The 12,403-nt window shown below is 65.7% G+C and carries 3 protein-coding genes (1 of these 3 only partly in view); all 3 read right to left on the bottom strand.

Annotation, left to right across the window (positions count from 1 at the left end):
* Positions 1-4: 4 nt before the first annotated feature.
* Positions 5-1,837: an HlyD family efflux transporter periplasmic adaptor subunit gene (locus tag B447_RS00190; RefSeq protein ID WP_002935486.1), complete on the bottom strand. Its 1,833-nt coding sequence runs from the start codon at positions 1,835-1,837 to the stop codon at positions 5-7.
* Positions 1,834-3,264 carry a TolC family outer membrane protein gene (locus B447_RS00185; protein WP_002935483.1) on the bottom strand — a complete coding sequence of 477 codons (1,431 nt, stop codon included), beginning with the start codon at positions 3,262-3,264 and terminating at the stop codon, positions 1,834-1,836. The genes B447_RS00190 and B447_RS00185 overlap by 4 nt, the downstream gene beginning before the upstream one ends.
* A gap of 106 nt (positions 3,265-3,370) precedes the next feature.
* A protein-coding gene (locus B447_RS00180) for a CARDB domain-containing protein (RefSeq protein WP_002935467.1) crosses the window boundary here: on the bottom strand, positions 3,371-12,403 show its end. It continues 26,829 nt past the right edge of the window; the window shows 9,033 of its 35,862 coding nt (coding positions 26,830-35,862); the start codon falls outside the window, past its right edge — the gene reads right to left on this strand; its stop codon occupies positions 3,371-3,373.

Raw genomic sequence — 12,403 nt, 5'->3', positions numbered from 1 at the left:
TGCTTCAGGGCAGCCAGGACCACAGGGTGAGTGTCAGCCAGTCATTGAACCTGCGCGTGAGCACCCAGCCCAGCGCGGCACGCCCGGTATCGATCTTGCCAACCCCCTCCATGCCCGGTCTCAGGCGCGGCGATGCGTCACTCAACAAGGCCTCGACACGGAAGAAGTTGCGGCCGTCCTGGGTTGTGGCCACCGGCGTCAGGCGCCCGATCTCGAACGGAATGGGCTCGCCGGCAATACCGGTCATCACCAGGCGACCCGCCTGGCCCTCGGTGACGAAGCGGATATCGCGCTCATCGACTTCGAGCACGATCCGGTAGCTGCTCAGCGGCGCAATCTCGAACAGTTTCTGTCCGGTCTCGAGCGGCGCGCCGATCTGCTGCGACAGATCGCCACTGATGACGACACCGTCAAAGGGCGCCAGCAGCCGCGCACGCACGATGCGCTCCTCGATCAAGGCGAGCTGCGACTCGGCCTGCTGCAACTGCGCACCAAGCACCTGTATCGAGGCCAGGTCATGGCCGGCAAAGGCCTCGCGCAACTTGCCTGCATGCTGGTCCCGTTCGCTCGACCAGCGGGCCTGCTCGATCAGCAGCTCGCGATCGTCGAGCTGCGCGACCAGCGCCCCCTGCTCGACCTGGTCACCAGCCCTGACATAGGCGGCAGTCAGGAAACCCTGGAACGGCGCCGCAACCACGCGCTGCACCTCGCCCTCGATCACTGTCCGTGCCGAGATGCGGTGCTCGACCGGCAGCAGGACGAGCACGGCCAGCACCACCGACAAGGCGACTGCCCCCGCCTTCCAGGTCAGATGACGTGGCCCGAAGAGCTTGCCGAGGACGCGCCCGATGTCATCGCGGACATGGCGCAGGCTACCCTGCTCGGCCTTGCGCCGCTGCTCGACGACAGGCGCAAGCAGCGCCGCCAACGCATCCACCCACGCAAGCTCGGAGCGCCCGAACGTGCCATTCTCGCGCTCCAGCACCAGAACGGCGCGGCACTCGCCACCCAGCATCATGGGATAGGCAAGCGCCGCCGAAGCACCCGTAATGCCCTGCAGTGCCGAGAGCTTTGGCGTTGCGGCAGCCGTTTCGGACTCCCCACGCGGCACGACAAGCGGCAGGGACGTATCGAAGGCCTCGTTCATGGCGGCTGCGCAGGCCTTGGTGTAGGCCGCATGACGATCGAAGCTGGCGGCCTCGGACAAGGCCCATAGCTTCACGCCCTGGCCATGCGGCAAGCCGATGGCAACGCGCGCGCAATCGAGCTGACGGCGCAGGTCATTGCAGAGCTCGAACAGCGCCTGGCGCAGCTCACCGTGGCGCAGCGCCACGGCGAGACAATCGAGCACCTGGCGCAGCCGATCCCGCCCCTCGGTCGCTTCGGCCAGGCCACGGGCAGCGAGCAGCGTATTCAACCACCCTGCCCCCCAATGCAGGCGACGAAACGCATCGCCTGCATCCAGCGCCGGGTTATGCACCTCGATGGCCACCACCGCGGCGATGAGTTCGCCCTGGAACACCGGGTAGGCGAGATGCCAGACACCGACGCCCTCCTGCGCCTTGGCCATGCCGCGACGCTCGCGCAAGGCCGCCTCCACCACGGCACCGAGCTTGCCCAGGTCAGGGCTGGCTTTCGGCCACACGGCCAGAGGCAGAAAGTGCCCGTCGGCAGGGCTATCGATCAGCACGGCCGCCGCGCGGGCACCGGCAATCTCGGTACAGACCAGTTCCAGCCATGCACGCGCACGCTCGTCGGCGGTCGTCGATGCAACGAAACGTCCCCACGCAGCGGGCACGTCCTGCACGCCAGTGCGCTCAAGCACGGTCGCACTCATCGCACAGTCTCCATTGCCGCCGCGCGGACAGCCACCGCGGTGGGCGCCGCCTGCTCCGCCAGCAGTGCATCGAGCGCGGCAAAATCGACATCGCGCAACAGACCCGCACTGGCCCTCATGCGCATCGTCGCCACCACCTGGTCGTAGCGGCCCTTGTGGTAGTCGCGCTGTGCCGCCAGCACCTGTTGCTCGGCCTGCAGGACCTCGAAATCGGATGCGACACCGCGCGCGAGCCCGCGCTGTGCCTGCAGCAGCGCCGCACGGGCAGCATCGAAGGTCTGGCGACCGGCTGCGACGCGCGCGCGCGCCGACTCCCACCCCAACCAGGCCTGACTGACCTCGGCAACCGCCTGGCGCCGCGACAACTCGATGTCATGGCGTGCGCGCTCGCGCTGCGCAACGGCTTCGTGCACCCGTGCCGACTGTCCTCCGCCCGTATACAAGGGCATGGACAGCTGCAAGCCCACCGAGCCCTGACGGATGTCATAGCCGGCCTGTCCCGGAAAACCACCGGCGCCCTGACCATTACTGCTGTAACTGGCAACCAGCTCCAGCGTGGGCAGATGCCCCGCCCTCTGTTTGGCCACCTCCGCCGTGGCAGCCTCGAAGGCACTCAAGGCCGCCTGCAGGGCGGGATTGCCGCCGGCGCTGAGCGCCAGCCAATGATCGAGATTGTCTGTCAGCAGACCATCGAGCTCGGCGTCCTCAACAAGCACCGGCAGGCGCTCGAGCGTCAGCGGCCCGGTCAGCAACTCAAGCTGGCTGCGCTGCACCGCCAGCTCCGCCCGGGCCGTGGCGGCGTCGGCACGCCCCTGCTCCAGCCGCGCCCGCGCATCCTGTAGCTGAACGCCCGAGTACAAGCCCAGGGCATTGCCGCGCAGCACGATGTCCCACTGCCGCTCGAGTGTGAGCAGCTGCCGAGTGGCGAAGGTCTCGTTATCGCGCGCGGCAAGCAGATCGAACCACACCGTCAGCAGACGAAGCTTGAGCGCCTGCTCGGCGCCATCGTGCTGATGCCGCGCCTGGGCCAGCACGTGATCGGACTGGCGTACTGCCATGAGCTCGGGGACGCGGATGAGCGCCTGCGTCACATTGAGCTGCTGCGACGCGCTGCGATAACGATCGTTTGCGTCCGGGAAGCCCGGCAGGCGGGTGTGATAGTTGCGATCGTACTTGCTCGCCGCCGCCGACACGCTCACCTGCGGCAACAGCGCCGCATGTGCCAGGTCCTTGCGCGCGCGCGCAATGTCCACATCGGCCCCCGCACTCAGGAAAGCCGGCTCCCCAGTGCGCGCGCGATCGAGCAGATCGACCAAACCTTGCCCGCTGGCACCCGGAGAAGCAAGCAGCACCGCGATGGCAACGACGAGGAACAGGGAACGGCAGGGAGCGGAATCTGAAGGCATCGCGAACAACGACAGGAACATGTAGCAGGGTCTGCAGTCGGAAAGCATGGAACTAGGGACGCAAACACGCAGCAGCCGGCCATCAACAGCCGGCTGCTGCGCCGTTCGCACCTCGCGGTGACGCCGTTCAACCCTCCCCGGACGCGCAACGCAGGCCGGTGATGTCGGCCAGCGTCAGCGCATCCTCGGAATCGGCGAGGAAGTACTGCGCGATCCATTGGGCATCATACACGTCGCCCAGATGGACCGACGCCCCGTTCCAGTCGATCGCTGCGGGTTCCTCGCCACGCGGCTTGCCCTGGTTGATGACGATCCAGTCAGCGGCGTCCCGCGCCAGCATCGGATTGGTGGCGAAACCCGAACTGACGGTCACTTCAGCGCTGGCCGCACCACCTGCCGCAACCACCAGCGTCACGCGCCCGCTCACACACCGGCGACCATCGCTCACCGTGAAGCTCACCACATCCTCGCCACTGAAGCCCGACACAGGCACGTAGGTGTAGGTGCCATCGGCATTGCGGCTCAGCGTACCCGCCGCTGGCTGCCCGATGCTCAGGACAAGCATGTCGCCATCGACATCGGTGGCAAGCGCGGCAAAGTCGATCAGCGCACGCCCGTCCTGGCCAATGTGCAGTGTCACGCTGCGTACGATCGGTGCATCGTTCAGCGGCAGCACCGTCACCGCGATGCGCGCCTCCGTGATCGCCGTCGAACCGTTGCCGATCTCTGTGGCTACTGCCTGCACGAGCACTTCGAAACGGCCATGGAAATCGGCCGGCGGCAACACGCGCAGTGCATCGCGCGCCCATCCGGTGATGTCGAGCGCTTCACCGTCCTCGCCAACGACAAGGCTGTGCGCGCCGTCGCTCACCGTCGCCCCGGCGGGCAGCCCCGCCAAGCGCAGGCGCAGGGTCTCCGACCCATCGACATCCACCAGTCCGGCGTGAAGCGCGCTGAGACGAATCTCGCCATCTTCATGCCCGGTATTGGGCGGCAGTGCCTCGGACAGGCGCAGGTTGTCGACCATCATGCCGCCCAGGCTGCCCTCGGCAACGATGCGCACGGTCTGGACGCCACCGCTGCCAACGAATGCAAACTCGGCCGACTGCCAGTTCAGGCTCATGAGCGAACTCACACCGTCGTGACCGCCGATGCGGACCCCGTCCACATAAATGCCGATCTGGTTCTGCGCACCGGTGAAGCCCAGCGCGCCCGCCAGATCGAGCGTCAGCACGTAGCGCGCGCCCTCCACCGTATGGACGCTGCGCTCGATGCCGGACGAGGGGTACTGGGTACCGCCACGGTTGCTGAGCTCGACCCAGTTCGCGCCATTGCCACTCTTCGCCGCCAGGGCACGCAGGCGCCCATCGGCACCCGGCGCACGGTCGAGCGTGCTCCAGACCACGAAGCCCGCCTGCGCGCCTGCCGCGCCCGCGCCAGTGACCGGTCGCCAGCCCTCGAGCTCCGGTTGCCGGACCACGCTGGCGTTACGGTCGGGGTTGGGGGCGCTCTCCCAGCCGGTCACGAAGACCTCGCGCACGGGGCCGTACTCGTCCGTCACGATCAGCACCGGCGCATCGGCCACGGCATTCACCTGCAGCCGCACCTGCGCCTGCCCGGACTGCAGGCCATCGACACTGATCACGTAAGCGAACCCGTCCTCTCCGCTCCAGTTGGCGAGTGGTGTGTAAGTGAAGGTGAAGTCGCCGTTGTCGACCAGCACGCCATGCTCAGGCAGGCGGACCAGGGTCAGCTGCCGGCGTTCGCCAGAAACGTTGAGGTCGTTGTCGAGCGGCCGAATGACGATGCTGCGGTCTTCATCGAGTTCCACGTCGTCGTCGATCGCCACCGGCGGGCGGGGCTCGACCTGGGTGGCGATGACCTCCAGGCTCACCGTCGCGGCCGTACTCACCCGTCCATCACTGACGAACCAGTCGAAGCGGTCCACCCCATGGAAGCCCGCGTGCGGCCGGTAGGTCCAGCTGCCGTCGCCGTTGTCGACCAGATCGCCGTGCATCGGCGAACCAACAGTGATCTGCAGGCTGTCGCCGTCGGCATCGGCGGCATTGGCTGCGAGATCGATCACCACCGTAGCGTCCTGCTGCAGACTGAGGCTGAGCGAATTGGCGACGGGTGCGCTGTTGAGGGCCGTCACCGCGATACGCACGATCGCAATGTTCGATACCTGCCCACCATCGGTGAGGCGGTAGCTGAAGCTTGCCTCGCCGTGCCAGTCGTCAGGCGCCTGGTAACGGAAGCCACCTTCGGCCGTGATCTCCACCTGTCCTTGTGCGGGTCCGCTGACAAGCACCGGCACCACCCCCGGACGCTGCGCGCCAGGGTCGTTGGCCAGCACATCGATGTCGATCGACGCCCCCATCGCCACGGTCGCGACATCGTCGCGCGCCTGCAACTCAGTCGGCAGCCCAAGGACCAGGTCACGCACGGTGACACGGCTGCTCTCGGCCGCCGCACCGCGGCCGAAGCCGATCAGGTCGAAGGACAGGTGGACCACGGTACCGGCTGCCACCCCGCTCAGATCGACGAGTACGGTGATGCTGCCATCGCCATTGCGCACCGTCGTCACTTCCTGGGCGCGATGCTCGGTGCCATCGGCCTGCAGGTTGAGCGCCGCATCGCTGCGACCAAGGCCCGTATTGCCGAGCAGTGACAGTCCGGTGTCGGCGTCGATCAACGCGACCTCGAAGGCATCGTCCGGGCCATGATCGACGTCGTCCAGCGCAATATCGGCAAGGGTGAAGCTGAGATAGCGGTCGTTCTCGCCGATCACGAACGCCTGGTTGAGGCGTGTGTGGGAAGTTGCGGTCTCGTGCAACGTGGCAGCGCCAGCTTGCATCTGCACGCGTCCATTCACAGCCCACGCCTCGCCACTGCCGAAGTCGGCGTTGGTCAGGGTGGGATGCGCGGCAAACGCAAACTGCGCGGCGGGCGCCGCAGCGGTGGCTTGCTCGCTGCGTACGCTGGTGTTCATCAACACGTACTGGATGGCAGGCGCTGTCGCTGTCGCAGCCTCGGCCGCGCCCTGCCCGGCAGTGCCCAGGGGCGAGTAACCGGCCGGGAAGCGCCGGACATCGGGCACCAGCGTGGACGACATCAGGTCATGCGCATAGCCGCCGCCTGCCATGTCGCGCAGGCCCAGCGCATGCCCCATCTCGTGCATCAGCACCGTCAGCAGGTCGTAGCGGCCGGCGTGGGCATCGTCTCCCTCGTACAGCCATCGGCCATCGTCCTGAAGCGCATACTCGTCGCTGTCGAAAGGTGTCGGATCCACGAACCAGCCGCGTCCGGCACCATCCAGGCTGAGCACGATCTCGACCCCACCGTCATTGTGGAAGTAGGTCTTGCCCAGCACGCCGGCCGGCAGCGCGTCAAAGCGCATGCTCAGCTTGCCCAGCAGCGCAAGCGTGGCGGCGTCGAACCCCGCGTGCCCCCACTTGAGGATTGCCGCCTGCACCAGGGGTTCGAGCTCGGCATCATCCAGGCTAAGCACATCCACCTCGACGTCGCCGGACGCGCCTGCGTGCAAGGGATGCGTGCCGATCAAGCGGATATTGTCGACCTCCACCAGCGGGTTGTTGGCCGCATAGGGCAGTTCCGGGTCCTTGTCGGGGTTATGGGTCATCAGGGTGAAACGACCGACCGAGCCGCGCAACGCAGCCGGGATGTCCACCGCGACGGTGAAGAAGTCGCCATGCGCCGAGCTCATCGCGGGCGGGAACTGGAACGCCATGACTTCGTGGAAGACGTTGTTCACATCCTCGAACACGGCCTTGAGCGAAGACGAGCCATTGGTGTAGCGCGCGATCTTGACGTCAAGCTGCAGGCGGTCATAGTCCGCACCGAAATACATCCAGTTGTGGGTCAGCGGCGTCTCCTCGTGGATCTTCGCCGAATAATCGACGACCTCGTCGAAGATGTACTGCGCAAGCTTGGGCAGCCACTCACTGGCCTTGGCCACGGAGATGCTCTTCGCCGCGCTGATACCAGCCATCTTGAGAAACTCGGCGATGGTTCCCTCCGCATCGAGTGCCAGCGCGAGAACGACCGCCGCAGCCGTCTGCGGCAGATCCTTGAGGACAACCGCGGCACCCAGCCCGCTGCCGAGCGCCGAACCGGCCTCCAGTGCCAGCTTGTCGAGGAACGCGCTGGTAAAGGCTGCGATGTCGTTCAGCCCGTTCTGTCCAAGACTGATCAATCCCTCGGCAATCTGGATCTCGACCTTGTTGATCCAGCCATCCGACAGCCGATAGCCAAGGTTGACGCCCTGCAGCGCACCACCGCTACCGCCGTGGAAGGACCAGCCGGGAATCTCGGTCCAGGTGCCCGTGGGCAGGATGACCGGGAAGCGTCCATAGATCGGATTGCGGCTTTGATCGAAGGAGCCGTTGAACACCGTGGGCACCAACTGGCCGATGTAGCTGTACGAGGCGATACCGTCCGTCAGGTTGGGATTCCTGGTTGCGCTGGGCCTGCCCGCTTCGCTCCAGAGCGCATCGTCGGCACCACCGAGCACAGACCACGCCCATCCGGTACCGACCCCCTCCCAAGACATCCGGTCGCTTTCGAAAGGCGTCACCGACGGTGACGACGACGCCCCGCCGACATTGTCCAGTTCCCCCCAGCGGTACCAGGCCATGCCGGGCTGGCCGGCGTAATCCGTCTTGCCATCAAGGCTGAGGCTGACCACCCCCTTCTTGGCAACCAGGTCGCCCTCGATCTCGTCACGCCAGTTGGCAATCGTCCGCCATACCGGGTTCGCAAAGATGCCGAGCAGGTCATTGCCCTTGTCCAGCGAGAGATTCGCCGTTCCGTGGTACCAGTTCTGCACGCGGCTGTGCGGCAGCGACAGGCCCACCCCGAACAGGCTGGCATCGATCTCGAACAAGGCCCTGCCATCGAGCAGCAGGTTGTGTGCGCCGTCGATATAGCGACCGTTGGGCGTCATCGTGAAGCCTTCGCGAAGGCCCAGGGTCTGATAGTAGTTGTCGGCGAATCCGACGTTGCTCCACACCTGCACCATCGGGTCGCGGAAGTCGGCATAGCCCACCGTGCCCAGGCCGAGCAGGTTCGCCCAGTTCGACATGCTGGTCAGGGAGTCCGAGAACGCCTTGAGCTTGAGCGCCAGGGCGACGCCGGCCGGCCCCACCGCGAGGCTACTGGCGGCAGAGGCGATCGAGGCGATCTGCGCCCACGTCGACACCTTCGACAACGCTCCGGCAATCGGAATGTCGAGCGCAGGCTGCACGAACTCATGCGGATCGAGCGTCGTCATATGGATGTTGCGCACCTCAGGGAAGCTCACGCCCAGGCGCTGGATGACCTCGCTATTGACCGACGTGCCGCGACTGTGGCCGATGAAGTGCATGGGCGATTCAAGCACGGCGCCCAGCAGTGCCTGGTCGAGGCGCACCAGCGCCGCAAACAAGGCGTCTGCGGCAGCTTCGGAGAAGCCCGAATCGGAGATCCCCGACTCCAGAACCCAGTCCATGACCAGCACCAGGGGCTGTCCGAGCGTCGGCGGCACACCCTTGAGGTAGCCTTCGACGCGCTCGAACTCGCCCTTCTGCTTGTTGAGCACCATGATCGTCCCGCCCGAGCGCTCGACGATGGATCGGGCGATGGCCATCGAGTCGGTGCTCTGAACATCCGGCGTGACGTACAGGGGCGGCTGGAAGCCATGGGTGACCACCGTGACGGCCGGGAACCGCCCGGCTGCAACGGTCACCGGTGCAACCTTGAAAGGCTGGTACTTGCGGAAGGTCTTGTTGTCGTTGGTCTTGACCTCGACCCCCCAGAAGTACTCCTGGGCTGCGGTGAGCCGGAATGCCTCGAGCTTCGAGGAGTCGAGCGTGAACGTGTTGGTCGCAGCGTCGAAAGTCAGCCCAGGCGGCAACGCGTTGATGTCCGAGACATCGAGCGTGAGGATCCTGTTGCGGTTGAAATCACCATCCAGGACGTCATCCACGCTCTTCTGGATCTTCCAGTACGTATCGTCCTGCGTGCCCGGCAGTGCATCGTCGGGCCACAAGCCCGCACCGGGCGGTCGCGTGCTGACGTAGATGCTGAGCTCACGAACCTCCTTGTCCTGCGCCAGGGTAAACACGAAGTTTGGCGTGGTGGTGGTCGCACCGCTGGCACCATAGCCGATGCCCGGTGATTTCAACTGCAACACGTCGTCCCCGGCAATCACGCCGTAGAGCCAGCCGCCCCCGTTGATCTTCTCGAAGCGCACCGGTTGCACAAGCGGATTGTCCAGATCGACCGGCCTGGAGTTATCGCTGTGGTTGGCAGCCACCGCCAACAGCGCGTTGAGATCCCAGACGAGCAGCGAGTGGTACATCGCCCAACCCGTGCCGCGCGGGAACTCATCCTCCCAGAGCCCGGCCATCAACTGGCTGCCGTCGGCCGACAGCGACAGGTGCCGCAAGGTGCCGCCCACGATCGGCGTGGTCGCCCCCAGGTACTGGGCCTTGCCGAACGGGTCGCGGATGATCCCGATCTTGCCGCCAATCTGCTTGAGCTGCCAGTTCCCGCCGCTGGTGTAATGCGCGTTATGGAACCAGAACGCCTCGTCGGCGACGAGCGCGTACTCGACACCCTGATAGGTGACGAAGACCACGTCACGGACGCTCTGGATGTTCTGCTGGTGCTTTCTCTGGTTCAGCCACACGTTGGCCGGAACACTGGGCGTCAGGCTGATCTGGTTGGTGACGACCTGGCTACCCAGGGCTCCGGTCGACGATGCGACGTCGAACCTGACCGCCGTCAGGCCGTTGCCCCACGAGCGCGCCGCACCAATCAGGAACTCGGCGGGTTTGCTCCCCGCCGCGATGAAATGCGGCCCCTTGCCACGGTTTGCATCGAAGACCACCGTCTTCAATCCGGCGCCATCGAGCGTGGCCACGCCCGAGGTGTCATTGATGGCATGCAGGTCGATCACATACACGTTGCCCGACTCTCCTGCCCCGCCGGGGTAGAAGCCCACGCCGAGCCCTTCCACCGGTGCGGCCAGGGCCACGTAGCGGTCGTGACTGATCGCCATGCCGGCATAGCCGAGCGGACCGGAAGGCACACCGTGAATCTGCTGTTGCTGGAAGAGGAACAGCGGGTCGGCCATGTTGGCGTTGATGCGCATGAAGCGGGAGCCGGCGCCACTGTTGCCGCCTTCGGCGATGTACAGCCAGCCGCCAGAGAGCACCATCGACGAGATGTTGCCGCCGCCCGCGAGATGCACCGTATGCACAACCGCATTCACCAGCAGATCGACCATGTAGATCTTTCCGCCCGAACCGGCGACGTAGGCAATCCGGCCATTCTCAGCCATCACGATATGCTCGGTCCTGAACCCCCAGAGCGTGATCGGGTTGCCTTTCTCGTCGCGGTCAATGGAGCGGATCAGCCCAAGCTGCGCACCACCGTCACTGCCGGTGTTGGACACATTGCTGTAGACATGAATCGCGTTCATGTTGGTGACCAGCGTCCGCCCGGTGCTGTTCTGCGAACTCGTGTTCGGCCCGATCGGCTCGCTCCTGAGCCCGATCTCGGCGTACTGGAGCGCACCACTGGGCGACACCGTCCGGTTCAGCCGCTCCACGACCAGCACATGCTGAGAGAGTGCGATCCCGGCCGGAAGGGCGATATCGAAGTCGAACAGGTAGGTACCTTCGACCTCGGCCAGCACCTTGCTGACCATGCCGCGCGACGGCATGTCGACAACCTCGATCGGTTGGCCGGCCGCAGGCACGGACGCCGCCGGCACGATCCACAGGCGGTAGAGCGCCGTCTCGGGCGGGTTCAGCGCACCGTAACTGCCCTGCACCCTCAGGTGCGCAGAGGTCCCCGAGACGTTGAGTTCGAAACTGGTGATCACCGGCTCGGCGGCGTGAATGCTCGTCGTCGGCGGCACCACCTTGATGCTGACATCGCCGTCCGACGACACCGCGACATCCAGCGTGGTCCGGTAGGTTCCATTCATGGTGTAGCGCATGACCGAAATCGGGCTCAGCATGGCGTATGCGCTGAACACCGAGATGCCGGCGAGCCCCATGGAGCCCGCCATGGCCATGTTCATCTGCTGCATCCAGAACACGTCCCAGTTGAACAGCACCTGCGTGCCTTCGATCTTGCCGGTCTTCTTGTCGACGCTTGCCTTGCCGCCCACCACCATGATGCTGCCACCGGACGTGACACCGCCGTATGGCGGGCTAGCGGTCCGCGCGACACCATCGGCACCGACATAGCCGTTGTCCATCACCCACCAGGTTTCCACCAGGTTGCCGTTTTCGTCATCGATGAAGCCCTGGCGCAGGAACAACACCTCCGTGCCGGCCTCCAGCCCACCACTCACCGGTATGGCCAATTGCAGCGGCAGGTCGAGCGGCGTACCGCCGACATCGATATGCACCGCCCCGAGCACGTCAAGGAACTCGGGCGCCGGGAGCGGCGCCGTGATCTCGGCGAGGTCGAGCTTGCGGATCGACACGGTTGCATCCGCGCTCAGGCTGCCGGGTGCGACCATCACGGTATTGCCATGCTCGTCGGCAATGACGGCCCCCAGGGCCGCATCCACCTCGATGGCGCCCGTGCGCACGGCCTGCACGCGCAGTTCGATGCTCTGCTGCTGGCCGCCGTTGATGACGGTAAGTACAGCCACGCCCTCGGCGCGTGCAGTGATGAGGCCATCGGCGGACACTGCGGCGATCGTGGGGTCGCTGATGTAGTAGCGCGTGCCTGCGGCGGCGGCGCTGATGTTGCTGCCGTCCAGGATCGAGGTGATCTTCAGCTGGCGCTCCCCGCCGCTGACCGGCAGCACGATGGCACGCGGATAGACGTCGACCTCGAAACCGTTGGCGTCCGTAAGGGCAGAGAACCAGAACGGGTTGCGCTCGACCTCGACCACATTGACCGCTGTGGTGCCACGTGCGCTCAGCTCCAGGGTCGCAAAGCCTTCGGCTTTCGCCCTCACCAGGCCTTCGCCGGCATGGGTGAGCACTGCGTCGTCGGTCGAGGTGATCCGGACATAGTCGCTGTCCAGTTCCACGCCGCTGGCGTCCTCGAAGTCGCCGGTGATGCGGAGCTTGACCACTTCCCCGACGGCCATGAATGGCAGGCGTTCGATATTGATGCGAAGCAGCTTGGC

Origin of the sequence: Thauera sp. 27 (genome assembly GCF_000310125.2) — a bacterium.
In the GTDB taxonomy this organism is placed as follows: domain Bacteria; phylum Pseudomonadota; class Gammaproteobacteria; order Burkholderiales; family Rhodocyclaceae; genus Thauera; species Thauera mechernichensis.
This window is presented reverse-complemented; position numbering and strand designations above follow the sequence as displayed.

What these genes read in the sequence shown, in the direction of transcription:
- B447_RS00190 (WP_002935486.1), bottom strand. Translation starts at nt 1,837, where the DNA reads ATGAGTGCGACCGTGCTTGAGCGCACTGGCGTGCAGGACGTGCCCGCT.
- B447_RS00185 (WP_002935483.1), bottom strand. Translation starts at nt 3,264, where the DNA reads ATGTTCCTGTCGTTGTTCGCGATGCCTTCAGATTCCGCTCCCTGCCGT.